The following is a 23,118-nucleotide window of genomic DNA, read 5'->3' as shown; positions in this document are numbered from 1 at the left end:
CGGGATGCCGGACGGCTTTCTCCGGACTACGGCCCCACCAGGACGAAGAACAGCTTTCCCTGGGTGGAGGCGCCTGCCAGCCGGGCTGCCTCTTCCGCCGTGGCTGCCACGACGATCAGGCTCTCTGTTTCAGCTGCGCCCAGCCATTGTCCGCCCTGCCCGCCTTGGCTTGAGGTCCACAGCACGGGCACGCCCGATGCCAGCACCTCCGGCGGCTTTTGCTGGTCGAATCCGTTGGCTGCCGTGAGCACGACGTTCACCAGCTGGCCAGGGGAGACCAACTGGATGGAGGACGGGTCAGCCATGCGAAGGGGAACGGCTGCTGATCCCGGGGGAGTGCCGGCCAGGAGTCCAGGACCGAGAAGCTGGGCGTCGGTGAGCAGCTGCCCCTTGCGCAGCGGTGCCGCGAGCTGCTTGCCCGCCGCCTCGCCCGGTTCCTCCAGTGTTCCGCTGGCCATCATTCCCGGCGGTACCTGAACAGCGGCGAGATCGGCCGGGGACAGAGACGCGCCGGCGGGGATGTCCCGGGCGGCCGCCAGGGCAGTCTCCGTGAAGATCGGCGCAGGGGTCAGCTGCTGCACCGTAATGGCCGCGGCGGCGCAGAGAAGCAACGCGACTGCAAGGCGCCTGTTGCGGCTCAGCCAGCCCGTGAAGCGCGCCGGGGGACGTTGCCGGGCATTCCGGCCCGAACGGCTGCTGCCGCGGCGCCCCCCGCTCTGGAGGAATCCGGCTTTGTGCGACAGGCTTGGGGTTTCCCGGCGGAGCTGGCGGTTTGCAGGCATGAACCCACGCTAAGTGAGCCGGAAGGGGCTGCGGCAGGCATCCTGGCGTCTATGTGGACAACGCAGCTTAACCGGCAGGGGTCAGCTCGTCGGGAAACGCCTGGGTCAGCTGGCGGCAGCAGCGGCAGCCGGCGCGGCCGCAGGGGCAGGCGTTGCAGCAGGTGCCGCAGGAGCAGCGGAAACCGTGCTGCCCTTGGAATCCCGGGAATCCGTCCGGTAGAACCCGGAACCTTTGAAGACGACGCCTACGCTGTTGAATTTCTTGCGCAGGATACCCTCGCATTCAGGGCAGGACGTCAGAGAGCTGTCCGAGAACGACTGGACGATGTCAAAGGCATGGCCGCAATCCTTGCAGGCGTATGCATACGTTGGCACTGGTGCTCCTCCTCTTGGGCAAACGGGAGGTCCCGGACTGACGACGGTGATCCGGCGTGGATCTCCATTAGCAGTCGCGGGGCCTGAGTGCCAATTCTATCATTGTCCTGCGGCCGGGCTGCCCGCCGCGGCGGCGTTCGCAAGGCGCCGGAACCCTGAGGGAAGCACAACTCCCGGCACGGGGCGGTCGAACTCTTCCACCGGAATCCTGCCTGCTGGCAGCAGCTCCTCGTCGTACAGAACCGCGGCGAGCGGGATATGCTTCCCGGCGGACGCGAGATGGCCGAGGAATTTATCGTAGTAGCCCCCGCCCTGGCCCACCCTGCTGCCGTCGAGGTCGACGGCGGTGGCCGGGATAAAGAGTGCCGCAGCTTCCCCGGCAACCTCAATCTCATGACGCGTCCCCACCGGTTCCAGGATGGGGGCAAACCGGCTGCGGGCAAGTTCGATACCCGGTGCCCAGAAAACCCACTTCAGCTCACGGCCTGGTTCACACACGGGAAGCAACACCCTGTGGCCGCCGTCGTAAAGGGCAGCGATCAGTGGCAGCGTGGGCGGCTCCGCGCCAACGCCCAGGTAGACGCAGACTGTGGAGGCGCTTTCCTGCGTCACGCCAGACGCCCACGCCGCCCCATGGTGTGCCAGGGCGCTCCCGGCAGCGCCGCGCTCCTCCGCGGTCATCAAGGCCCGACGGCTGCGGTGGGCAGCACGTATCCTGTCCTTGGCTGCGCGTGTTTCTTCAAGCGTCATGTGGTTCCTCCGTACGTGCCGCGGACGGCTGGTTCTCAATGATGTTCGGTTCGTCCGGTTTTTGCCGCATTTTCGGCCCTGCTGCTTACTGAATGCTTGACGCTGACGTTAGATTAGTCCGGTGACTACCAGTAACCCGAGAGTTCGCAAAGCCGTCATTCCTGCCGCCGGACTCGGTACCAGGTTCCTGCCGGCAACCAAGGCGATGCCCAAGGAAATGCTTCCCGTCGTGGACAAGCCTGCCATCCAGTATGTGGTTGAGGAAGCCGTGAACGTGGGCCTCAATGATGTCCTGATGATTACGGGCCGCAACAAGCGGGCACTGGAAGACCACTTTGACCGGGTGCCCTCGCTCGAGTCCACCCTTGAAGGCAAGGGCGATACGGAGAAACTGGCCGCTGTCCAGGCTGCCAGCAAGCTGGGCGACATCCATTATGTCCGGCAGGGTGACCCGCATGGCCTTGGCCACGCTGTCCTCCGGGCGAAGCAGCATGTTGGCAACGAAGCCTTTGCTGTACTGCTGGGCGACGACCTGATCGACGCCCGGGATGAACTGCTGAGCACCATGATCGATGTGCAGGCGAAGACGGGAGGTTCAGTCATCGCACTGATCGAGGTGGAACCTTCCGAAATCAGCGCCTACGGCTGCGCTGACATCCAGCAGATCGACGGCGAATCCTACGTCCGCGTTGATCGCCTGGTGGAAAAGCCCAGCCCCGAAGAGGCGCCGTCCAATCTGGCGCTCATCGGGCGCTACGTCCTGCACCCGGCCGTTTTCGGAGTCCTTGAAGACACCGGCCCGGGCCGGGGCGGTGAAATCCAGCTGACGGATGCCCTGCAGGAACTGGCGACGGGCGACGGTGAGGGGCACGGCGTGTACGGCGTTGTGTTCCGCGGGCGCCGCTACGATACCGGGGACAAGCTGAGCTACCTGAAGGCTTGTGTCCAGCTGGCCATTGACAGCGAGGATCTTGGCCCCGGTTTGCGGGAGTGGCTGCCGGGCTTCACTGCCGGCCTGTCGAAGTAGCGCCGTGCGCCCTGGTCCCATTTGGCCCGTAACCCTGGAGTGCGGGGATTTGGTCCTGCGGCCCATCCGGTATCGGGATAAGAAGGAATGGACCGAGGTCAGGTCCCGCAACAGCCACTGGCTCGCGCCCTGGGAAGCTTCAAACCCGGACCCTGCCGGCGGCCTGCCGGACTACCGGCAGATGGTCCGGTCATTGAAGTTACAGGCAGCACAGGCAAGTGCGCTGCCCTTCGTTATCACCGAGCGGACGGCCGTCAGCGGGAACCCCGCCATCGTCGGCCAGTTGACCGTCTCGTCGATCGTGTGGGGTTCGGCCATGATGGCCACCCTTGGCTACTGGGTGGACCAGGCAAGGGCAGGCCGCGGAATCGCACCCACAGCTGTTGCCATGGTGACGGACCATTGTTTCCGCACCCTTGGCCTTCACCGGATGGAAATCAACATCAGGCCCGAAAACGCACCGAGCCTTAGGGTGGTCGAAAAGCTGGGCTTCCGGGACGAGGGATACCGGCCCCGCTACCTCCACATCAACGGTGAGTGGGCGGACCACCGGTCTTTCGCGCTGACCTCGGAAGAAGTACCGGAAGGACTCCTCAGGCGGTGGCTCGCGTCCAGGCCGTCATAAATCCATTGATTTGCCGGCTCCGCCACGACACACCGCAGCTAATGCTGCCGCAGCGGTCAGGATGCTCATACGGTTTTGTGTGTGGACTTCCCCCTTAGCAGCTCAGTGATCCTTGTGGTTGCCGTCGTGCTCTGGATTGTATGGGTTGGCCCCTACGTCCTCCGGAACCGCAGGCACCAGTTCCAGCCCGCCGGCGATTTTCCGGCAGACACCGCAGCAGATGAAAAACCGGAGCCGCCCGCAGCTTCGGTACTGAACGTCGCCGCCCAGCAGGAGAAAGCCATGGACACCAGGAAGAGCGCCGGTCCCGTGACCGCCACTGCAGTCACCCCTGCTGCAGGCGCCCCGTCAGCGGCAAAGTTCCGGATCCGCTACGGCCGGACCGCCATCGCCCTCGTGGGGCTGCTGTCACTGGTGACGGCATTCATTTCCGGCGTGCTCCTCCTCTTCGGGCTGGGAACTCCTGTCCTGGCGCTGACGGCACTGGCGCTCACCATCGGGTCTGTCGTGCTCCTGCGCTGGCTTGCTGTCCGGGACAGGAAGGCCAAAGTCGATTCCGCATTCCGATCCGCCATGAGCGCACCTTCCCGGCGGCCCGAGGCTGCCGCGAACATCCCGCCGAAACCGGAAGCAGCGCCCGCCAGGCCGGACAGTCCCCTTTTTGACGCCGAAGAGCATGAACCGAAAATCAAGCCGCTGACAGCGATGGAACTGCGGGAAGCCGCCCTTGCCGTCGCGGTGGCCGCAGGCGATTCAAGTGCAACGGCGGCCAGTGCAGCTGCTTCGGCCACCTGGGAACCGGTTGAGGTCCCCAAGCCCGTGTATGTGGAGGCCGCCAAGGCCGAGCGGCCGGCACCCAAGCCACTGGAACTCCCGGAAGCGCCGAAAGCTGTTGGCAAGCCGTCCCTGAAGCAGGGCGCTGCCGCCGCACCGCCGGCACCCACAGCCGGGGAAGGCCAGGAGCTGTCCAAGGCTCAGAGTGCCCTCAGCAACCTCGACGACGTCCTCCAGCGACGCCGCGCCTGACGCTGTGCTGGCCGGCCCCGCTGCCTGCCCCGGGCTGTACGACGTTTCTTAAGGTCCAAGGGGTAACGATGGTCGGTTTGGCATTCGGCATGGAAAATTTGTAGCCTAGGGACATCGGTGCCGCGCCTGCAGGGGCGGATCGATCCGGGGCTATAGCTCAGTTGGTAGAGCGCTTCGTTCGCATCGAAGAGGTCAGGAGTTCGAATCTCCTTAGCTCCACAAATTTCAGGACTCTGCCAACGCGACCCTGATGCCGGTGGGAACCAGTCATGGAGTGCCCTTTGAGCCCAGCCGGCAAGTTGCCTACCTAATGTCCCGGAGGGGGCGCGCTTGCCTGTGTCCGGGCTAAAGCCGGTGCCACACTTGGAGGACACTCAGGCAGCACTCAAGAAGGCCTGCGATGACGGTGCAAAGACATCGGCCGCGCAGTTGGGCGGCCCGGCATGACATTGTGCTGTACCTTGTGCTGGCCTACCTCATTTCCTGGTCCATCTGGCCGCTGGTCCTCCTGAACCCACAAAGCAGCCCCCTGGTTCCCTTCGGCCCCGGCCTCGCGGCCGTCGTGGTTGTTCTCCTGGCAGGAGGCCGTAGAGCCCTGTCCGGTCTGCTGCGCCAGCTCGGACGCTGGCGTGTCAACCCTGCCTGGTACGTCGTTGCAGTAGGTGTGCCGCTGCTTATCCCCGGTCTCGCCCTGTGCGCGGCGGTGGCCACCGGAGCTCCGGTCCCACGCTGGGATCCGTCCGACCTGTTTCAGATTGCCGGTTCCATCGCGGTCACGATCGTCGTCGTCGGCCTCTTCGAAGAGCTGGGCTGGCGGGGCTTCCTGCTCCCGCGTCTGCAGGCCGATCGCAGCGCCCTGGGGGCGGCATTGACCGTCGGACTGGCCTGGCTGCCCTGGCACCTTCCTGAAGTGATATCAGACCCCGGACAGCGTCCCCTGACGCCATTCGCCGTCTACATCTTCGCCCAGTCGGTCCTGCTGGCCTGGCTTTACAACAGTACGCAGGCCAGCCTGCCGATAGTCATCCTGTTCCATGCTGCTTTCAACAGCTTCACGCACTTCTTCCTCGCCGACCTGCAGGGCCAACCACTCCCATACCTTGTGGCCTGGTGGGTCCTGGCCGGATTGGCAGCCTTGTTTGCCCTTGGAGTCGTCCTGCGCGCTGGCAGCCGCAACCTGGTGAGAGGCGCAGCCGGGCCTGCCGGTTAACTCCCCGACACGCCCTCCACAGCCGCTGCTTCATCCGACTCAACGCGCTTCAGCCGCGCAAGGAGCCTGCCGATGTCCCCGAAGACGGACTGCAGCCGGACGTCGTCCGCCTGCACGGAAGCAGAAGCCCAGTCCATGGGCCTGGTGCCAATCACGAACAATGTCACCTTCCTGCCTGCAAGGACTGTGAGTACGGCGGCGAAGTGTTCCCAGGGCGTCGCCCGTCCGGACCCGGAGGGGTCCGGGGACGGCACACCGTCAATGACCCACAGCTCCGGCCCTGCCGGCAAAAGGCCATAATTCTGGCTGGCGGCGCCTGGTCCGCACAGTTCGTCAAAGCTGATCCACAGCAGTTCCGGCCCGCAGGCCTTCGCCGCAAACTCGCGGGTACCGGCCGGTACCATGCAGTGCTGTGCCGGTGCCGGCGGGAACAGCCCGTAGACAGCCAACTGGCGGCTGCTGCCGGGGACAATGATGCGGCCCTCCCGCAGCGCCGGTGCTTCCGGCTGTGCTGCCACGCCCTACAGCCAGCCTTTCTTCTTGAAGATCCCGTACATGAGGGCCGCCATCGCGATCATGAGTCCGATCGACAGGGGGTAGCCCAGCTCCCAATGCAGCTCGGGCATATGATCAAAATTCATTCCATAGACCCCGGCCACAAAGGACGGCGCAAAGAAGATCGCGGCCCATGAGGAAATCTTCTTGACCTGTTCATTCTGTTCCGCGCTGGCCTCGTTCTGCCGGTTGGCAGTGAGGGTGCCATCCAGTGTCAGGGCGTTCTGCAGCAGGTCGCGGAATGAGTCTGCCCGGGAGATCACACGCTCCACATGGTCTTCCACGTCGCGGAGGCTGTGCCGCAGGTCCGTTTCCACGCCGTACTTTTCAAAACCCTTTTTCAGCTGGTGCATCATGTCCGGCAGGGGATGGATCGCCCGCTGGAACTGGATGACCTCCCGGGCAAGTTCGTAGATCCTGCGGGACACGGTGGTATCGCCGCTGAACAGCTGGTCCTCGATCTCGTCGATGTCGTTCTCGAGCCCGGCCACGACGGGCGCGTAATCATCAACCACCCGGTCCAGCAGGGCGTACAGGACAGCTTCGGGCCCATGCCGCAGGAGGTCCGGCCGTGCCTCCATCCGGCGCCGCACCCTCGCCACACCTGCCATCTCGGCATGGCGCACCGTCACCACATAGTTCTTGCCGGTGAAGACGTGGAGTTCGCCAAACTCAACGCTCTCCGAGGCGTCTATGTACCGGGCCGGCCGGAGGACAGTGAACAGGCTGTCTTCATAGCGTTCCAGCTTGGGCCGCTGGTGCGCCGAGATGGCGTCCTCCACTGCAAGGTCGTGCAGTCCGAACTCGCTGGCCACGGCCGCCATCTCTTCAGGCGTAGGCCGGTACAGCCCGATCCAGGCCATCCCGCCGTGATGCGCGAGCATCTCAAACGTCTGCTCGAGGCTCTCCGGTTCCACGTGGCGCACGCCGTCCACGTATACGGCGTTGTCAATGATCGTCATGGGCGGGCGTCCCCGGTGCGGTGATCTGCGGTCATCAGGACATCCCTCGCCGGTTGCCCAGGACGGCGGGCATGTACCAGACAAAGCCGATCACTAGGCCGGCAATAAAGGCCGGCAGCACGGCGGGCCAGGTGAGCTGTGAAACGTATGAGAGCCAATCCATTCTGGAAAGCCTAGTCGGCTGCTGCCTGCGTCACGTGCCGGATGCTTTGGCGAGCCCGCTGATCAGGGGCTCGGTGCGGTAGGGGATGTGGGTATGCAGGGCCAGGACGGTTTCGGTCCGGATCACCCCTTTGATCCTCAGGACCTGGCGGAGGGAAGACTGGAGATTGTGGGTGTCAGTAGCCACCACGCGGCACCAGACATCCCCCCGTCCGGAGATTTCGTGAACCTCCAGAACCTGCGGGATCAACCGTAGTGCACCCACCACGCCGTCCAGTTCACGGTGCGACACCTCAATGGTCACGAAGGCCACCACGTCATATCCCACGGCTTCCAGGTCCACTTCACGGCCGCCGGGCCGGACCACTCCTGCCCGGATAAGGCGCCGAACCCGCGTCTGCGCCGTGTTCCGGGCAATGCCAACCGACTCGCTCAGTTCACCGATCTGGATCCTGGGGTCCCGGATCAATGCCAGCAGGATCTTCAGGTCGGTGGGGTCCAACTGGTTCATATGGTCACTTTCGGTAGTCCTGGGACTGTCATTTTGATGTTTGTGCGCAAGTCTTTCATGAATATCGGTTCAAAGAAGCAGGGATAGCGCAGTCTTGTGCCATCGAATAACCATGCCGTGCCGGGCTCCCACAAGGACCACCCGACACGGTAGAAGCAAAGGCGGCACCATCATGACGGTCTTCAGTGAGCTCCGGATGCGCCCGTCCCCGGCCGCTGCTTCTGCGGGGTGGGATGCGTCCACCACCGCCCGGCTTGTCATGGCCGGCGCCGTTATCTTCACTTTGCTGGTGGGCGCCAACCTGGCAACTCCGCTGTACCCGCTCCTGCAGGCGAAACTGGGGCTGTCCACACTGGGCGTCACCGCCGCATTCGCCAGCTATGTCCTTTCGCTGGTAGCCACGCTGATGCTGGCCGGGCACTGGTCGGACCACATCGGGCGCAGGGCCGCGCTCATCCTTGCCGTCGTTGTTGGACTGGCAGGCGGCTGGCTCTTCGCCGAGGCCCAGACCCTCGCTGCCTTGTGCGCCGGTCGCGCTTTGCAGGGGGCGGCCGTGGCACTGGCGACCGGCGCCAGCGCGGCCGCGTTGCGCGAGCTCCTCCCGTCCCGGCCCGAGTGGGCCTCCCGCTTCACCTTGCTGGCATCGTCCGGGGGCGTGGCAGCCGGACCGGTCATCGGCGGCTTGCTCTCCCTTCTTCCGGGCGCCACCACTGCCCCTTACTACGTCCATTCACTGCTGCTGGCCGGCCTGCTGGTGCCGCTGTACCTGCTGCGGGCACGGCCGGCAATCAACCCTCCGACGCCGTCGCGGCCGCTGATGGCCTTGGCACCGCGGCGTCCTTCCGTTTCGCGGGAGGCGAGGGGGGCGTTCTGGCTCGCTGCCGGCGTCGGTTTCCTCAGCTTCGCCGTCTTCGGCTTCTGCCTTTCCCTGGCTCCCGGGTACTTTGCCCAGGTCCTGCACACTGACTCCCGGCCCCTGGTTGGGGTCCTGGCCGGGCTGACCCTGGGGGCATCGGCCTTGAGCCAGTTGCTGACGGTCCGCGGCCGCTTCGTGGTTCCCGCCGGACTGGCGATCCTGGGGGTGTCGGTCCTCCTCCTGGGGGCAGCGGGGGCATGGAGCAGTCCGGCCTTACTGGTCGCAGCCGGCATCGCCGCAGGTGTGGGGCAGGGCATCGCGTTCCGCACCGTCTTCAACGAGCTGGCGGCCCGGGTGGAGGCCGCCCGCCATGCTCAGATTGTCAGCACCGTCTATGTCATCACCTATCTGGGCAGTGCGGTACCGGTGCTGGGCCTGGGCTGGGCTGCAGGCGTTTTTGGCCTGCCTGCTGCCGTGGGCGGGTTTGTGATGGTGTGCGGCGGCGCGGCGCTGGTCCTCTCAGCCGTAACCCTCCGCCTCGCGCTGGTCCGGAACAGGAAAGCGGCCAGGCGCCCCCTGTAGTGCTGCTACTCGGGCAGGGGGCCGTGGTTTCCCTGGATGTGCTCGAACACCAGGGTGGTTTCGGTGTGGCCAACCACGGGGTCGGTGGCCAGGTTGTCCAGCACCCAGTCGCGCAGGTCCTCGGTGGTTGCGACGGCAATATGCAGCAGGTAGTCCACCGAACCGGATGTGTGGAAGGTGGACAGGACCGCCGGCAGGTGCGGCACCCGGGCCGTGAAACGGTCAATCTGGTCGCGGTCGTGGGCCCGGAGCCGGACGGCAACGAGCGCCTGGACCGAGCGGCCGATCGCCGAGAGGCTGAGCTTTGCCTCGTAGCCCTGGACGATCCCCCGCTCAGAGAGGGCACGGGTACGCATCAGCGCGGTGGACGGGGCAATCCCCACCATTTCGGCCAGCTGCTTGTTGGAGATCCGTGCATCAGCCACGAGGGCCGCCAGGAGCTTCTCGTCAATCGCATCCAGCGGTTCAAGATGCGCTCCCGGCCTGACATTCCTGGCATTCGTGCTCACTGCAGCTCCTCAAAACGGTCCTTGATTCATCCTAGACCTGCGATTATGCGCGCTCACGTCCAGCGTGGACGTTTCCGCCGAACTTTTCGCGCAGCGCCCTCCCATTGCTGCGCGGATTATTCGCCAGGAATAAGGAGCGGGAGCAGCCTAAGGCGCCGGTTCCGTCCTGGGGTGGACGACGGCGACAGCCGCCGCGGTGAGGCAGGCGAGGACCATGACTGCCGCAGCCAGGGCATTCCAGCCGAGGGACTGGAACACCAGGCCTCCCGCCCAGCCGATGATGCTCGACCCGAGGTAATAGGCCAGGTTGTACAGCGATGCGGCCTGTGCCCGGCCGGTGCTCGCCAAGGCCCCGGTCCAGCCGGCCCCAATGCTGTGCACGGCAAAGAAGCCGCCGGTGAACACCACGAGGCCGGCGAGTATCACGGCAAGGGACTGTGTCAGCGTTAAGGCCAGGCCCGCCGTCGAAAGAGCCAGGCCGGCGAGCAGGACAGTGCGCCGGCCGAAGCGCAGCGTCAGTCCGGCCGACCAGCGCGATGTCAGCGTCCCGGACAGGTAGGCCAGGAAGATGAGGCTGATCAGTGTCGCCGGGAGGCCGAAAGGTTCGCCGGAAAGCCGGAACCCCAGGTAGTTGTACACCGCCACGAACCCTCCCATCATCAGGAAGGCCTGGACGTACAGGACCAGCAGCCGGACGTTCCGGAGGTGGCCGCCGAGGGTTCTCAGGGCCCCGAGCAGTCCGGCCGCGGGCGCGGAGACGAAGCCCCGGGCGCGCGGCACCAGGACCAGGAAAGCGACAGCGGCCAGGGTGGCAAGGATGGACACCGCCAGCGCGGCAGCACGCCAGCCCCACAGTTCACCTGCCGGCCCGGCCACCAGCCGGCCCGCAAGCCCGCCCAGGGTGGTGCCGGCAACATAACTACCCGCCGCCAGCGCCGTGTGTGCCCGGGTGACCTCCTCGTTGAGGTAGGCAATGGCGATGGCCGGAATTCCGCCCAGTGCCATTCCTTCCAGGAGACGCAGGGCAAGCAGCATTTCAAAGCTGGTGGACAGCGGAACCAGCAGGCCAAGGACGGTGGCTACCGAAATGCCCCAGGTCATCGCCCTGACCCGGCCGATCCGGTCAGCGAGGAAGGACCAGGGAATTACCGTCACCGCCAGGCCCACTGTGGCGAGGGAGATGGTCAGCGCGGCCTCGGCGGCACTGACCTGCAGGTCCGACGCCAGGATTGGCAGGACCGCCTGGGTGGAGTAAAGCTGGGCAAAAGTGGCCACGCCTGCGAAGGACAGGCCGGCAAGGATCCTGGTGTACGCGGTGGAACCCTTGGCATGTCCGTCCCAGCGCGGAGACGGAGTGCTGCCCGGCCGGACGGTGTGTGCCATCCGGCAAGCGTAGCTGCGCGCCTTTAGATGTCTCCAATGCATGCTTCGTGCATAATTCATAGCACCAGGGGATCAATGCATGTATAAACCATTAGGAGGGCAGGCCTGTGCAGCCGGACCACAAACAGTTGGTGCAATTACTGCCGCTTCTGCCCGTGCTGGCGGAGCTGGGGCGGACCGAGCACGTTACCGAAACCGCTGAACTGCTCGGAGTACCCCAGTCCACCGTGAGCCGTGCGCTCGCCAGGGCCAGCGCCGTCGTCGGGACCGAACTCCTGGTCCGGGACGGCAGGGGAGTCCGGCTGACACCCGCTGCCCGCACCCTGCTGCCGTACATCGAACAGGCCCTTACGGCGTTCCAGGCAGGGCTCGACGTTGTCCGCGACGAGTCCGACGTGGTGCGGGGCAAGGTCTCCCTTTCGTTCCAGCACACCTTCGGCGAAGCTGCCCTGCCGCTCCTGATCAGCTCCTTCCGGGCCCGTCATCCCGGTGCCGCGTTCACACTGAGCCAGGGTGCCCGCAACGCCTGCCTCGACGAGGTTGCCTCCGGTGAGTCAGACCTGGCACTCACGGCCCCGGTGGCGCCGCCAGGCCGGAACCTGTCCTCGGCCGCGTTGTACCGCGAGCCGCTCCGCCTGGTGGTGCACCACAGCCATCCCCTGGCCAACAGTCCGTTGGCCCGGCTTGCCGACATCAGGACAGAACCCTTCGTGGCGCTCGGACCCGGGTACGGGATGCGCTCGCTCACCGATGCCCTGTTCCGGGAGGCCGGCTACCGGCCCCGGATCGCTTTTGAAAGCCAGGACTCGCACACTGTCCGCGGTTTGGTCTCTGCCGGCCTTGGGGTGAGTATCCTGCCTCCCGGCGGTGACGCCCCCGGCCGCACTGTCAGCCCGGAGACCGGGAACCTTGGCTGGGTTGAAGTGCCCCTCGAATCCGCGCTGGCATTCCGCGAGGTGGGGCTGTCCTGGCGGCGAAGGAAGCCGGGAGCGGAGCCCGTCCCCGTCCGGCTCTTCAGGGACATGGTGGTGACGGAAGGACCCCTGCTCCTGGCCGGCCTGGTGCGGCACCGGTCCCGGTGAGGCCACAAGTCCGGAAAGCAGGGCCAGGGGGTTCCCATGCTCCCGCAGCATTACCCTTGTGACGTGACCAACACCGAAAATTCCTCCGCACGCCCTGCCGCCCCGCAGGCTCCCGTTTCCAGTTTCCTCCGCGGCGTCATCATTGGCCTGGACATTGGCGGGACCAAGACCCATGGGATCCGCTTCGAGGACGGGTTGCCTGTTGCGGACGAGTCCGCCGGCAGCTCCAACGCGCAGAACGTAAGCCGTGACGAAGCAGCCGCCAACCTCGCCGACCTTTTCTCCCGGATTGGCGGGGGACAGGTGACCCAGGTCTACGCGGGCTCCGGCGGGATCGACACCGACGAGGATGCGGCAGCCCTTGCGTCCCTGATCCAGCCGCATGTGCCTGGCGCACGGGTCACGGTGGTGCATGATTCACGCCTGCTGCTGGCGGCGGGTTATGCCAGTACGGGCGTCGCGGTCATTGCGGGCACCGGCTCGGCCGCCTGGGGAAGGAATGCCGGCGGCGGCGAGGCCCGGGCCGGCGGCTGGGGTTACCTTCTGGGCGATGAGGGCAGCGGATACTGGCTGGGCCGCGAAGCGGTCCGGCACAGCCTGCGGCAGATGAACCGGGGACTGCCGGTTGATCAGCTCACCGCCGCGCTGCTGCAGTCCTGTGGGGTGAGCGACCCCAACCGCCTCATTGCACTGTTCCACTCGCCGAAGACCGGCCGGCGCTTCTGGGCGCAGCAGGCCCGGCACGTTGTGGACGCAGCGGCCGGCGGGCACCCGGAGAGCCAGGCGCTGCTGGACCAGGCCGGAAAGGACCTTGCGGACCTTGCGCTTCAGGTGCTCGCCCAGCTGGGCATCTCCGGGCCCGTGATCCTGGGCGGCGGACTGGGCATGAACGTTGCACCGCTGCAGCACTCGTTCCGCCGCCACCTGGCAGGTTCAGGTGTGACGGACATCCGGGTGCTGGAACAGGAACCCGTGTTCGGTGTGCTGCAGCTGGTGGCGGAGCAGGCCTGACCCGATGGCTCCCTAGAGCCGCTTCCTGGGCGTGAGCCGAACCCCCGGGAGCGGGGGAGCCGGGATGCGCCCGGCCTCGGATCTCGCGCCAGGACCGTGGCCGGGGACCAGGCCGTAGCGCGCTGCTGCCGTCTCAGTTTCCGGCAGGCCGTCCTGCGCTTCCCAGTCACTTCGTGCCTGCTCCACTTCGTCGTGGGTCCGGCCAACAAAGTTCCACCACATCAGCAGTTCCTCGTCGAAGGGCTCGCCGCCGATCAGGAGGAAACGCGTCTCGGGGAGCGCCTGCACCTTCAGCTCCGTGCGCCCGGTGCCGAGGTAGCCCAGCGGGCCGGGCGGAAGCTCCCGGCCGTCCACCGCCAGGCCGCCGTCGAGCACGAGGATGCCGTGCTCGAAGTCGGCGTTCAGCGGCAGTATGGCGTCACCCCCGCATGACACGTCCGCTCCCACGATGGGCGAGTACATGGTTGCCGGGGAAGTGACGCCGGCAAGTTCACCCACCATGACGGTGGCGGTGAAGCCGCTCCCGCTGACCTGGGGAAGCTCGCGGTGCTGTTCGAATGCCGGCGGCCTGTGCCGTTCGGTGTCGGGCAGGGCCACCCAAAGCTGCAGTCCACGCTGCACCGGGAGGGTTTGTCCCGCCGGGGGAAGCAGCGCAAATTCTGAGTGGGAGACGCCGTGGCCGGCTGTCATGATGTTCAGTTCGCCAGGCCGGACCACCACGTTGCTGCCCACACTGTCCCTGTGCCGGATGTGGCCGGCCAGCGGCCAGGTCACCGTCTGCAGGCCGATATGGGGGTGGGGGAGGACGGACATTGCCGTGCGGTCCGGGCCGAAGCTGTCCAGGAAGCACCACGCCCCGATGGTGGGAAGACCCCGCTGCGGCAGCGTCCGCCGGACATTCATGGCCCGTACTCCGCCCAGTGGTACTTCGCGTTCGGGCCACAGCTGCAGGCAGGGCCCCGAACTGCCCTCCGCACCTGCGGGCGGACAAACTTCCTGCTGCGGCGCTATTTCCAAGTTGGTCACGAGTCCACTGTAGGCCTGTGCGTCCGGGGCAGGACAGCGCCACGGGAACCTGGTAAGTACGCGAACTATGCGGGTTCCCATCCGGCACTGCCCTGGCTCCGAATGGTTACAGTAGGGATTCCTTTGCCCGAATTCGGGGCGCTGCAGGTGATGCGCGCCCGGGTTTGCGTTAACGTAACTATCAGCGTGCTGATGACAATGTCGCGGTGCTTTTCCAAAGCCCGTCCCAGAGAACAGGTAAGTCCGCACCATGGACCAGGCGATGATCGAGTTCCAGAGCGTTACCAAGCAGTACCAGGGCGGGCAGCCTGCGGTGGACAACCTTTCCATGTCCATCAGCAATGGCTCCATCACAGTTTTTGTGGGCCCTTCAGGCTGCGGCAAGACCACCTCGCTCCGCATGATCAACAGGATGGTTGAACCCACCTCCGGGGTCATCACGGTGAACGGCAAGGACGTCACTTCCGTCCCGGCCGCTGAGCTGCGCCGCTCCATGGGGTATGTGATGCAGTCGGCCGGGCTGCTGCCCCACCGCACCGTGCTGGACAATATCGCCACCGTGCCCCGGCTGAACGGCGTCTCCAAGGCCGACGCCCGCCGGCGCGCCGAGGAACTCCTGGATGTGGTGGGCTTGGCCGGGTCACTGGCAAAGCGCTATCCGTCCCAGCTTTCCGGCGGCCAGCAGCAGCGCGTGGGGGTAGCCCGCGCGCTCGCCGCCGATCCTCCCGTCCTTCTGATGGATGAACCATTCAGTGCCGTTGATCCCGTGGTGCGCGACGAACTGCAGCAGGAGCTGTTGCGGCTCCAGAAGGACCTGGCCAAGACCATCGTCTTCGTCACCCATGACATTGATGAAGCCACCGTCCTGGGCGACAAGGTGGCTGTCTTTGCGGTGGGCGGAAAGCTGGCCCAGTACGCCACACCCGAGGAAATCCTCCGCGCGCCGGCAAACGACTTCGTCGCCTCCTTCGTGGGACGGGACCGGGGATTCCGGCACCTGGGCTTCACCGCGTCCGACGGCGTCACCCTCCACCCGGTGCCCACGATCATCCGCGGCGGCACAGGCTCCGATCCGGACGCAACCAGCGGCTGGCAGCTGGTGGTGGATGAGGGGATGCGCCCGCTCGGATGGTCCACGCCCGGCACCGACGGCGGCCTCATCCCCGGCGGTTCGCTGTTCCGACCAGGGGAAAGCCTGCGCCGCGCCCTGGATGCTGCGCTGTCCTCGCCATCGGGCCTGGGCGTGGCCGTCGACGCCGAGGGCAGGGTCCAAGGCGTTATCCGGGGCGGTGAAGTGCTGGCCCTCATCGAAGAGGCGCGCCAGCTCCGGCAGGCTGCACTCTGATGGAGTGGTTCCTTGCCAACACCGGCATGGTCCTGGAACGTGCCGGCCAGCACCTGGTCCTGGCACTCGTTCCCATGATCCTGGGACTGGTCATCGCCATTCCCCTGGCACAGCTGGCGCGGCAGAACCGCCCGCTCCGCTCCGTGGTGCTGACGGCTTCCTCGCTCCTGTACACCATTCCTTCGCTGGCCCTGTTTATCATCCTGCCCACGGTCCTTGGCACCCGCATCCTTGATCCCTTGAACGTGGTGGTGGCCCTGACCATCTATGCCGTTGCCCTGCTTGTCCGGGCCGCCCTGGACGCCTTCGACTCAGTGGATGAGGATGTCAGCCAGGCCGCCGTCGCCATGGGATTCAAACCGCTGGCGCGGTTCCTGCGGGTAGACCTGCCGCTGTCCCTGCCGGTCCTGTTCGCCGGACTCCGGGTGGTCTCGGTCAGCAATATCTCCCTGGTCAGCGTGGCGGCGCTGCTGGGCATCGGAAACCTCGGAATGCTCTTCACCTCCGGCCTGCAGCGGGACTTCGTGACGGAAATCGTGGTGGGGATCATCGCCATCCTGGTCCTCGCCCTGTTGATGGACGCATTCCTGGTCCTGCTGGAGCGGCTCGTCACACCATGGGAGCGGGCCGGGAAACGCAGCAGCCGGCGGGGTGGCGCAGTCACTGCAGGTGATGCTGCCGGGGCAGCGCGGCAGCTGTCGGCGCCGAAGACAGGGGGCGGTAACGCATGAGCAACGTGTTCTCCGATACGTTTGCCTGGCTCGCAGACCCATTGCACTGGACCGGCAGCGCCGGGATCCCCGCGCGGCTGGGCGAGCACCTGCAGTACACCGGCCTGGTGATGCTGATAGCCGCCGCCATAGCCGTGCCCGTAGGCCTGTACGTGGGGCACACCGGCCGGGGAAGGGTGGCAGTGGTGGCACTGGCCGGCGCACTGCGCGCACTGCCCACGCTGGGCCTGCTGACGCTCTTTGTCCTGCTAGCAGGGATCGGCCTGATGCCGCCCATCTGGGCGCTCGTCATCCTCACGGTCCCGCCGCTGCTGGCGGGCACCTATGCCGGGATCTCCAGCGTGGACCGCAATGTGGTGGATGCTGCGCGGGCCATGGGCATGACCGAACTGCAGGTACTGTTCCGGGCCGAGCTGCCCAACGCGCTCACCGTGATGTTCGGCGGATTCCGAACGGGCGTCCTGCAGGTCATCGCCACCGTCTCCGTGGTGGCCTACATCAACCTGGGCGGTCTTGGCCGGTACCTTTTCGACGGCCTGGTCCTCAGCGACTTTCCGCAGATGCTCGGTGGTTCCCTGCTCATTGCAGCGCTGGCCATCGCCGTCGACCTCGTCCTGTCCCTGTTCCAGAGGCTGTTCCTGGCAACAGGCGCCTCGAGCCAGTCCCGCCGCAGCCAGCAGGCTACGGCTGATCTCACAGACCCCGTCCTGACGGAGGCTGTGGTACAAGGAGGTAAATCATGAAAGAAAGCCGTTCATACCATCTCGGCAGGCGGTCATTCAGCGGACTCGCCGCCGGGCTCGGCCTGGCAATGGCGCTGTCCGCCTGCGGAGGTTCCTCCGATCCGTTGAGCGAGGCGCCGGCAAGCAGCGGAACAGCCGCCGGGGAAGCGACGTCCCTGGTGGTCGGTTCGGCTGACTTCCCGGAAAGCCAGATTGTGGCAGAGCTCTACGCCGGTGCGTTGAATGCTGCCGGCCTGACTGCCACCACGAAACCGAATATTGGCTCCCGCGAGGTGTACTTCAAGGCCGTGCAGGACGGATCGGTGGATGTGGTTCCGGACTACACCGGCAACCTGCTGCTGCACGTGGACAAGGAAGCCACTGAGGAGTCCGCGGAAGACATCGCCGCTGCGCTGCCGGAGAAGCTGCCGGATGGCCTGGCGGTGCTGGAAGCGTCCAAGGCCGAGAACAAGGACGCCATGGTGGTCACCAAGGCGACGGCTGAGAAGTACCAGCTGAAGTCCCTCGAGGACCTGGCCAAGGTGTGCAGCGAGATTGTGGTGGGCGCTCCCGCGACCTTCGCCGAGCGCGCGTACGGGCTGCCCGGCCTGAAGGAGAACTACAACTGCGAGCCGAAGAAGCTGGAGCCGTTCAGTGACGGCGGCGGTCCCGTGACGCTTAAGGCGCTTTTGGAGGACCAGGTGCAGGTAGCGGACATATACACCACCACCCCGTCCATCGCGGACAACGATCTTGTGGTGCTTGAGGACCCCAAGAACAATTTCATCGCCCAGCAGGTCATTCCGCTGTACAACGAGGCGAAGGTGACGGACAAGGCGAAGGAAGCCCTTAACTCGGTATCCCGCATGCTGACCACCGAGGACCTGATCAACCTGAACCGGGCCGTCAGCGGCAGCCAGAAGCAGGGTGCCAAGGAAGCGGCGGAAGCGTGGCTCAAGGAAAAGGGCATCGTCAAGTAGGAGTTTTCCTGGGGGAGCAGTAGAAGTACGACGGCGGCTGCCGGACTTTTGAAAGTCCGGCAGCCGCCGTCGTCCTTCTGTGCAAACGGAAACCGCGCCGTGTGGCTGACGTCTCAACAGCCGTCCATCCTTCCTGTGGCATATTTGAGGAATGGCAGAATTCAGGCAGTCCACAAAGCTCAACAACGTCCTTTACGACATTCGTGGACCCATCCTTCAGGCCGCCCAGCAGATGGAGGCGGAGGGGCACCGGATTCTCAAACTCAACATCGGAAACCCTGCACCGTTCGGGTTCGAAGCGCCGGACGCCATCCTGGTGGACATGATCCGCCACCTGCCGCACGCCCAGGGCTACAGCGACTCCCGCGGCATCTTCTCGGCACGGACGGCTGTGTCGCAGTACTACCAGACCCGGGACATCCAGAACATCCACGTGGACGACATCTACCTCGGCAATGGTGTCAGCGAGCTCATCACCATGTCCCTGATGGCCCTGCTTGATGACGGTGACGAAGTCCTGATCCCCACTCCTGACTACCCGCTGTGGACGGCGTCGGTGGCCCTCGCAGGCGGCAAGCCCGTCCACTACCTCTGCAATGAAGAGACCGGCTGGCAGCCGGACCTGGAGGACATGGAAGCAAAGATCACGCCCCGCACCAAGGGAATCGTGGTCATCAACCCGAACAACCCCACCGGCGCCGTCTACCCGGAAGAGACGCTGAGGAAGATTGTGGCACTCGCCGAGAAGCACGGTCTGGTGCTGTTCGCCGACGAGATCTACGAGAAGATCCTCTACGAGGACGCCGTGCACGTAAACATGGCCAAGCTCACCGGCGACCACGTCCTGTGCCTCACCTTCAGCGGCCTGTCCAAGGCGTACCGGGTGTGCGGCTACCGCGCGGGCTGGATGGCAATCTCCGGGCCCAAGAAGGACGCGGCCGACTACCTGGAAGGCATCAGCCTCCTCGCCAACATGCGGCTCTGCGCGAACGTTCCCGCTCAGCACGCCATCCAGACGGCGCTGGGCGGGTACCAGAGCATCAACGACCTGATCCTGCCCGGCGGCCGACTGCTGGAGCAGCGCAACAAGGCTTATGACATGCTCAACGCCATCCCGGGTGTGAGCACGCAGCAGGCACGCGGCGCGCTGTACCTGTTCCCGCGGCTGGATCCGGAAGTCTTCCACATCCGGGACGACGAAAAGTTTGTCCTGGACCTGCTGCGGGAGGAGAAAATCCTCGTGTCCCACGGACGGGCCTTTAACTGGGTGCGCCCGGACCACTTCCGCATGGTCACGCTGCCAAACGTCAAAGACATCGAGGAAGCAATCGGACGGATGGGGGACTTCCTCAGCAGGTACAGGGGGAACTAGCCTGAGCTCACGGGCTGACTGCGTCCGTGCACTTTGCCGAAAGGAACCCCCATGGCCGCCGACGTTGGCTTCCACCAGCACCCATCCGAGACCCTCCGGGCAGGGAAGGGTTTCTCGTTAAGCGATGTGGACCCTGACTCAACCCCTGGCTTCAACGGGAGCAAGGACGACGGCCAGGCACTGCTGGCAGAGCTCGACGACGGGCTGGCGGAGCTGCAGGAAAAGCTGTTCGCCGAGTCGAGGTTCGGCGGGCGTAAACGCCTCCTGCTGATCCTGCAGGCCATGGACACCGCCGGAAAAGGCGGCATCGTCAACCATGTGATGGCGGCCATGAACCCGCAGGGCGTCCAGTTCAAGGCCTTCAAAGCCCCCACCGATGAGGAAAAGTCCTACGACTTCCTCTGGCGGATCGAAAAGGAAGTTCCGGCCGCCGGCATGGTGGGGGTCTTCGACCGTTCGCACTACGAGGACGTCCTGATCCACCGCGTCCACCGCTGGGTCAGCCCGGAGGAGATCAAACGGAGGTATGTGGCCATCAACGAGTTTGAGGCCAGGCTCAGCGGCTCCGGGACCACAATCGTCAAGGTGATGCTCCACATCAGCGGAGATGAGCAAAAAGAGCGGCTGCTGGCCCGGCTGGACAACCCGGCCAAGCACTGGAAGTACAGCCGCGGCGACCTGGACGAGCGGGCCTTCTGGGCGGACTACATGAGCGCCTACCAGGCGGCGATCGATGAAACCAACACGCCGGTGGCGCCGTGGCACGTGATCCCGGCCAACAAGAAATGGTTTGCCAGGATCGCCGTCCAGCAGCTGCTGCTGGGAGCTCTGAAGGGGATGAACCTTGAGTGGCCCAAGGCGGAATTCGACGTAGCCCTGGAACGCGAGCTGGTGGCGCGCTCCTGAAGTTCCCCTCCTAGAGCGGCTGGTCGCGCGCTGCGGCCAGCCGCTTCCTTGCACCCTCCAGCCATTCCTCGCACCGTGCGGCCAGGGCTTCGCCCCGCTCCCACAGGGCCAGGGATTCCTCAAGGCTCGCCCCGCCGGCCTCAAGCTTGCCCACCACAGCGATGAGCTGTTCACGGGCTTCTTCGTAACTCAGTGCCGAAATTTCGGCCCCTGGATTCTGCTCAGTCATTAAGTACTCCGGTTTCCGTGGGGGGGTGTTCAAGTGTTCCGGTGGAGGTTGCGCCGAAACGGCCCTCGGCCACGCGGATGGACAGGGGTGCGCCGGACGGAGCCTCGGCGGGCCTGCGCACCACTGCATGGCCGGCGGTTCCGGCTCGTTCTGCCTGGCTTCCCGCGAGTTCGACGACGGCGTACCCCCGGTCCAGGGTCTTCTGCGGCGACAGCGCCCGCACCTGGGCTTTCAGGTGCTCCAACTGGTCAGCTGCCCGGACCACGGAGGAGCTGACGGCCGCGGATGACCGTCGCAGCAGCCGCTCGATCTCTTCAGCCCGGATGCTGACCAGGCCTTCCGGCGCGGCAAGCACCGGGCGCGAATGAAGGGACGCCAGGCGGTCCGATTCCCGGTCCACAAGCCGTTCCATGCAGCGGCGGAGCTGCACCCGGGCCTGGCGGACGCCCGCCAGTTCCTCGGAGACTTCCGGGACGATCCGTTTGGCGGCGTCAGTGGGCGTTGAAGCGCGCAGGTCGGCGACGTCATCCAGCAGCGGCCGGTCCGCCTCGTGCCCGATGGCGCTGACCACCGGGGTGGCGGCTGCCGCCACGGCACGGATCAATTCCTCGCTGTTGAAGGGCAGGAGGTCTTCCAGGGCGCCTCCACCGCGGGCTATGACGATCACGTCCACCTCGGGCCGGGCATCCAGGTCGCGGAGGGCGCGGACCACCTGGGCGACGGCGGTGTTTCCCTGGACGGCCACCTCGCGTATTTCGAATTCAACCGCCGGCCAGCGGAGGGCTGCATTGCGGAGGATGTCCTTTTTGGCGTCCGAATCACGGCCGGTGATGAGGCCGATGCGGTGCGGCAGCAGGGGCAGGGGTTTCTTGCGGGAGTCCGCGAAAAGGCCTTCGGCGGAAAGCGCCTGGCGGAGCCGTTCAATCCGGGCGAGGAGATCGCCGAGGCCCACGGGCCGGATGTCCCTGACCAGCATGTTCAACCGGCCGGTTTTGATCCAGAACTCCGGCTTCAGCAGGGCAACCACCCGGGACCCCCGCTCGAGCGGCAGATTTTGGCGCTCCAGGACTTTGGTCCAGACAGAAGCCGGCAACGACACTTCGGCGTCAACATCCCGCAAAGTGAGGTAGGCGTTGGTGCCGCGCCGGTTCAGTTCAATAACCTGCCCTTCCACCCAGGCCGATGGCGTCCGGTCAATGTGGGCTTTGAGCTTCTGCGACAGCAGCTGGAGGGGCCACGGGTTGTCCGGGCTTGTCTCGGCGGCAGTGGCAGGCAGCGTGGTGGGCGCCGCGGCCTGCTGGCCGGGGACCGGAAGTGACGCCTGTTCAGACATGCGGGGGCCCTTGAGGGGCTGGGGCTGCGGGCATGGGGTCCTTCGTCCGTTCTTCGGCTGTCCGTAAGGCGTCCGGGCGGTGTGCGGTTGGGTGGTGTGCGGCGGTCATTCAACCTTATCCATAAGCTGTATCACTCGGGACTGACAGGATCAGGTCAGGACGCCCGCCTAGGATGGGTTTGACCCCCCACTTGAAGGACCTTTTGTGAGACGTTTTGTTTCCGCTGCCGCCACCGTGCTGTCAGTCCTGCTGGCCGCCGTTGCCGTGCCCGCCATCTGGGTGGACCGCACCATTGTCCAGGAGCAGGGCTTCGTGGAACTGGCGGCTCCGCTCGCCGGGAACACGGAGTTTCAGCAGCAGCTTGCCGTGGCTGCCGTGGGAACAATGGATACCAGTGCGGTTCCCGGTTTCTTTTCCGACCTCGTCCAGCCGGTGCTGGAGGACGCTGCGTCCACGCTGACCGCAGTGCCGGGGTATCCGGCTGCCTGGGAGGAAACGCTGCGCAAAAGTCACCGGCTCAGCTTTGCCGCCCCGGCGACGGGCGACGGCGGAGCAGCGTCCGCGTCATCGCTCACCCTTGACGTCGCTCCCTTGGTGGCGTTGGGCTCCGGGGAGATCTCGCGGATGACCGGGCTGCCCCTGGACCCGCCGGACGAAACCCTTATCAACGTTGGCCAGCCAGAGCATAAGGAGTGGACCGAGAGGCTCACCACGTATGCGCCCGTGGGTTACCTGCTGGCCGGAGGCTCGGCCATCGCACTGCTCCTTGCCTTGGTGGCAGCGCAGCGCCGCTGGACAATGCTTGCGGGTGCCGGAGTTGGCGCACTGCTGCTCGCGGCGGCATGGGCTCTGGGTGCCCGGTTGGCGTCTGCTGCCGCAGTGTCCGCGGACAGCGGAAATGAGGTAGCTAACATGTTCCGGGACGAGTTCGTTGCTGCCGCTTCAGCGGATTTCCAGGGCTGGAACGTGGCAGCGGCCGTGACCGGTGGTGTGTTGCTGCTGTTGGGGCTCGTGGCAGGATCGTTTGCGCAGAAGAGGGTGCGGGCAAGCCGGTAGCATGGAGTA

26 protein-coding genes and 1 tRNA gene are annotated in these 23,118 nt (G+C 65.7%); 15 read left to right on the top strand and 12 right to left on the bottom strand.

The window, feature by feature from the left end; translation table 11 throughout:
• Positions 1-26: 26 nt before the first annotated feature.
• The 3 genes from CXX84_RS01890 to CXX84_RS01880 form a co-directional block, all read right to left on the bottom strand.
• A complete protein-coding gene (locus tag CXX84_RS01890) occupies positions 27-782 on the bottom strand; it encodes an RcpC/CpaB family pilus assembly protein (protein WP_102975028.1) in 756 nt (251 codons plus the stop codon).
• Positions 783-887: 105 nt separating this feature from the next.
• Positions 888-1,157 (bottom strand): FmdB family zinc ribbon protein, encoded by a 270-nt coding sequence (locus CXX84_RS01885; RefSeq protein ID WP_102975027.1) that lies wholly within the window; start codon positions 1,155-1,157, stop codon positions 888-890.
• Between the two features lie 99 nt (positions 1,158-1,256).
• Entirely contained in the window at positions 1,257-1,907 is a 651-nt protein-coding gene (locus CXX84_RS01880; RefSeq protein ID WP_102975026.1) for a 5-formyltetrahydrofolate cyclo-ligase, read from the bottom strand.
• Between the two features lie 121 nt (positions 1,908-2,028).
• On the opposite strand from CXX84_RS01880, the gene galU reads away from it, so the two are divergent.
• From galU to CXX84_RS01855, 5 genes are all read left to right on the top strand, one after another.
• Positions 2,029-2,934: a UTP--glucose-1-phosphate uridylyltransferase GalU gene (gene galU / locus CXX84_RS01875; RefSeq protein ID WP_102975025.1), complete on the top strand. Its 906-nt coding sequence runs from the start codon at positions 2,029-2,031 to the stop codon at positions 2,932-2,934.
• 4 nt (positions 2,935-2,938) lie between these two features.
• Positions 2,939-3,559: a GNAT family N-acetyltransferase gene (locus CXX84_RS01870; protein ID WP_102975024.1), complete on the top strand. Its 621-nt coding sequence runs from the start codon at positions 2,939-2,941 to the stop codon at positions 3,557-3,559.
• A gap of 81 nt (positions 3,560-3,640) precedes the next feature.
• Entirely contained in the window at positions 3,641-4,585 is a 945-nt protein-coding gene (locus CXX84_RS01865) for a hypothetical protein (protein WP_411266183.1), read from the top strand.
• 146 nt (positions 4,586-4,731) lie between these two features.
• Positions 4,732-4,804 (top strand) — tRNA-Ala (locus tag CXX84_RS01860).
• 181 nt (positions 4,805-4,985) lie between these two features.
• Positions 4,986-5,795, top strand: coding sequence for a CPBP family intramembrane glutamic endopeptidase (locus CXX84_RS01855; protein ID WP_102975023.1), 810 nt, complete (start codon positions 4,986-4,988; stop codon positions 5,793-5,795).
• On the opposite strand, the gene CXX84_RS01850 is transcribed toward CXX84_RS01855, so the two are convergent.
• The 4 genes from CXX84_RS01850 to CXX84_RS01835 are packed head-to-tail and all read right to left on the bottom strand — an operon-like array spanning position 5,792 to position 7,985.
• Positions 5,792-6,313 carry a hypothetical protein gene (locus tag CXX84_RS01850; RefSeq protein WP_102975022.1) on the bottom strand — a complete coding sequence of 174 codons (522 nt, stop codon included), beginning with the start codon at positions 6,311-6,313 and terminating at the stop codon, positions 5,792-5,794. The two genes, CXX84_RS01855 and CXX84_RS01850, sit on opposite strands and share 4 nt — an antisense overlap.
• 3 nt (positions 6,314-6,316) lie before the next feature.
• The gene (corA, locus tag CXX84_RS01845; RefSeq protein WP_102975021.1) at positions 6,317-7,312 is read right to left on the bottom strand and encodes a magnesium/cobalt transporter CorA; all 996 of its coding nucleotides are present in this window, start codon (positions 7,310-7,312) and stop codon (positions 6,317-6,319) included.
• Positions 7,313-7,346: 34 nt separating this feature from the next.
• Positions 7,347-7,475, bottom strand: coding sequence for a hypothetical protein (locus tag CXX84_RS19395; protein ID WP_262982115.1), 129 nt, complete (start codon positions 7,473-7,475; stop codon positions 7,347-7,349).
• A gap of 30 nt (positions 7,476-7,505) precedes the next feature.
• The gene (locus CXX84_RS01835) at positions 7,506-7,985 is read right to left on the bottom strand and encodes an Lrp/AsnC family transcriptional regulator (protein ID WP_102975020.1); all 480 of its coding nucleotides are present in this window, start codon (positions 7,983-7,985) and stop codon (positions 7,506-7,508) included.
• A gap of 172 nt (positions 7,986-8,157) precedes the next feature.
• On the opposite strand from CXX84_RS01835, the gene CXX84_RS01830 reads away from it, so the two are divergent.
• Positions 8,158-9,423, top strand: coding sequence for an MFS transporter (locus CXX84_RS01830; RefSeq protein WP_102975019.1), 1,266 nt, complete (start codon positions 8,158-8,160; stop codon positions 9,421-9,423).
• A 5-nt stretch (positions 9,424-9,428) separates the two neighbouring features.
• Here the strand turns inward: CXX84_RS01830 and CXX84_RS01825 are convergent, their stop codons facing one another.
• The gene (locus CXX84_RS01825) at positions 9,429-9,932 is read right to left on the bottom strand and encodes an Lrp/AsnC family transcriptional regulator (RefSeq protein ID WP_102975018.1); all 504 of its coding nucleotides are present in this window, start codon (positions 9,930-9,932) and stop codon (positions 9,429-9,431) included.
• A 147-nt stretch (positions 9,933-10,079) separates the two neighbouring features.
• Complete coding sequence (locus CXX84_RS01820) at positions 10,080-11,315, bottom strand: MFS transporter (protein ID WP_102975017.1); 1,236 nt, start codon at positions 11,313-11,315, stop codon at positions 10,080-10,082.
• Between the two features lie 107 nt (positions 11,316-11,422).
• Between CXX84_RS01820 and CXX84_RS01815 the strand changes: the two genes are divergently transcribed.
• Complete coding sequence (locus CXX84_RS01815) at positions 11,423-12,397, top strand: LysR family transcriptional regulator (protein ID WP_102975016.1); 975 nt, start codon at positions 11,423-11,425, stop codon at positions 12,395-12,397.
• Between the two features lie 63 nt (positions 12,398-12,460).
• Positions 12,461-13,408: an N-acetylglucosamine kinase gene (locus tag CXX84_RS01810; RefSeq protein ID WP_223252920.1), complete on the top strand. Its 948-nt coding sequence runs from the start codon at positions 12,461-12,463 to the stop codon at positions 13,406-13,408.
• Positions 13,409-13,420: 12 nt separating this feature from the next.
• Here the strand turns inward: CXX84_RS01810 and CXX84_RS01805 are convergent, their stop codons facing one another.
• Positions 13,421-14,434 (bottom strand): pirin family protein, encoded by a 1,014-nt coding sequence (locus CXX84_RS01805; RefSeq protein WP_102975014.1) that lies wholly within the window; start codon positions 14,432-14,434, stop codon positions 13,421-13,423.
• Between the two features lie 250 nt (positions 14,435-14,684).
• Here CXX84_RS01805 and CXX84_RS01800 point away from each other — a divergent pair, with 250 nt between their 5' ends.
• From CXX84_RS01800 to CXX84_RS01775, 6 genes are all read left to right on the top strand, one after another.
• A complete protein-coding gene (locus CXX84_RS01800; RefSeq protein ID WP_102975013.1) occupies positions 14,685-15,779 on the top strand; it encodes an ABC transporter ATP-binding protein in 1,095 nt (364 codons plus the stop codon).
• Positions 15,779-16,510, top strand: coding sequence for an ABC transporter permease (locus CXX84_RS01795; protein ID WP_102975012.1), 732 nt, complete (start codon positions 15,779-15,781; stop codon positions 16,508-16,510). The genes CXX84_RS01800 and CXX84_RS01795 overlap by 1 nt, the downstream gene beginning before the upstream one ends.
• Entirely contained in the window at positions 16,507-17,253 is a 747-nt protein-coding gene (locus CXX84_RS01790; RefSeq protein WP_102975011.1) for an ABC transporter permease, read from the top strand. Before CXX84_RS01795 ends, CXX84_RS01790 begins: the two co-directional genes overlap by 4 nt.
• Positions 17,250-18,212, top strand: a complete 963-nt coding sequence (locus CXX84_RS01785) for an ABC transporter substrate-binding protein (RefSeq protein ID WP_102975010.1) — start codon at positions 17,250-17,252, stop codon at positions 18,210-18,212. The genes CXX84_RS01790 and CXX84_RS01785 overlap by 4 nt, the downstream gene beginning before the upstream one ends.
• Before the next feature lie 151 nt (positions 18,213-18,363).
• Positions 18,364-19,584: a pyridoxal phosphate-dependent aminotransferase gene (locus CXX84_RS01780; RefSeq protein ID WP_102975009.1), complete on the top strand. Its 1,221-nt coding sequence runs from the start codon at positions 18,364-18,366 to the stop codon at positions 19,582-19,584.
• Between the two features lie 51 nt (positions 19,585-19,635).
• Positions 19,636-20,490, top strand: a complete 855-nt coding sequence (locus CXX84_RS01775; RefSeq protein ID WP_102975008.1) for a polyphosphate kinase 2 family protein — start codon at positions 19,636-19,638, stop codon at positions 20,488-20,490.
• Positions 20,491-20,500: 10 nt separating this feature from the next.
• Here CXX84_RS01775 and CXX84_RS01770 read toward each other — a convergent pair whose 3' ends face one another.
• Positions 20,501-20,719, bottom strand: a complete 219-nt coding sequence (locus CXX84_RS01770) for an exodeoxyribonuclease VII small subunit (protein WP_102975007.1) — start codon at positions 20,717-20,719, stop codon at positions 20,501-20,503.
• Positions 20,712-22,052 (bottom strand): exodeoxyribonuclease VII large subunit, encoded by a 1,341-nt coding sequence (gene xseA / locus CXX84_RS01765; RefSeq protein WP_102975006.1) that lies wholly within the window; start codon positions 22,050-22,052, stop codon positions 20,712-20,714. Before xseA ends, CXX84_RS01770 begins: the two co-directional genes overlap by 8 nt.
• Positions 22,053-22,257: 205 nt before the next feature.
• On the opposite strand from xseA, the gene CXX84_RS01760 reads away from it, so the two are divergent.
• Entirely contained in the window at positions 22,258-23,109 is an 852-nt protein-coding gene (locus tag CXX84_RS01760) for a hypothetical protein (protein WP_102975005.1), read from the top strand.
• The last annotated feature ends 9 nt before the right edge of the window (positions 23,110-23,118 follow it).

It is taken from the genome of Arthrobacter sp. AFG7.2, assembly GCF_002892835.1.
Lineage (GTDB): Bacteria > Actinomycetota > Actinomycetes > Actinomycetales > Micrococcaceae > Arthrobacter.
This window is presented reverse-complemented; position numbering and strand designations above follow the sequence as displayed.

Excerpts from the sequence above, each read along its gene's own strand:
- CXX84_RS01820 (WP_102975017.1), bottom strand. The coding sequence starts at position 11,315 with ATGGCACACACCGTCCGGCCGGGCAGCACTCCGTCTCCGCGCTGGGAC.
- CXX84_RS01835 (WP_102975020.1), bottom strand. The coding sequence starts at position 7,985 with ATGAACCAGTTGGACCCCACCGACCTGAAGATCCTGCTGGCATTGATC.
- CXX84_RS01855 (WP_102975023.1), top strand. The coding sequence starts at position 4,986 with ATGACGGTGCAAAGACATCGGCCGCGCAGTTGGGCGGCCCGGCATGAC.
- xseA (WP_102975006.1), bottom strand. The coding sequence starts at position 22,052 with ATGTCTGAACAGGCGTCACTTCCGGTCCCCGGCCAGCAGGCCGCGGCG.
- CXX84_RS01790 (WP_102975011.1), top strand. The coding sequence starts at position 16,507 with ATGAGCAACGTGTTCTCCGATACGTTTGCCTGGCTCGCAGACCCATTG.
- CXX84_RS19395 (WP_262982115.1), bottom strand. The coding sequence starts at position 7,475 with ATGGATTGGCTCTCATACGTTTCACAGCTCACCTGGCCCGCCGTGCTG.
- CXX84_RS01880 (WP_102975026.1), bottom strand. The coding sequence starts at position 1,907 with ATGACGCTTGAAGAAACACGCGCAGCCAAGGACAGGATACGTGCTGCC.
- CXX84_RS01795 (WP_102975012.1), top strand. The coding sequence starts at position 15,779 with ATGGAGTGGTTCCTTGCCAACACCGGCATGGTCCTGGAACGTGCCGGC.
- CXX84_RS01770 (WP_102975007.1), bottom strand. The coding sequence starts at position 20,719 with ATGACTGAGCAGAATCCAGGGGCCGAAATTTCGGCACTGAGTTACGAA.
- CXX84_RS01780 (WP_102975009.1), top strand. The coding sequence starts at position 18,364 with ATGGCAGAATTCAGGCAGTCCACAAAGCTCAACAACGTCCTTTACGAC.
- CXX84_RS01785 (WP_102975010.1), top strand. The coding sequence starts at position 17,250 with ATGAAAGAAAGCCGTTCATACCATCTCGGCAGGCGGTCATTCAGCGGA.
- CXX84_RS01890 (WP_102975028.1), bottom strand. The coding sequence starts at position 782 with ATGCCTGCAAACCGCCAGCTCCGCCGGGAAACCCCAAGCCTGTCGCAC.
- corA (WP_102975021.1), bottom strand. The coding sequence starts at position 7,312 with ATGACGATCATTGACAACGCCGTATACGTGGACGGCGTGCGCCACGTG.
- CXX84_RS01800 (WP_102975013.1), top strand. The coding sequence starts at position 14,685 with ATGGACCAGGCGATGATCGAGTTCCAGAGCGTTACCAAGCAGTACCAG.
- CXX84_RS01830 (WP_102975019.1), top strand. The coding sequence starts at position 8,158 with ATGACGGTCTTCAGTGAGCTCCGGATGCGCCCGTCCCCGGCCGCTGCT.
- CXX84_RS01775 (WP_102975008.1), top strand. The coding sequence starts at position 19,636 with ATGGCCGCCGACGTTGGCTTCCACCAGCACCCATCCGAGACCCTCCGG.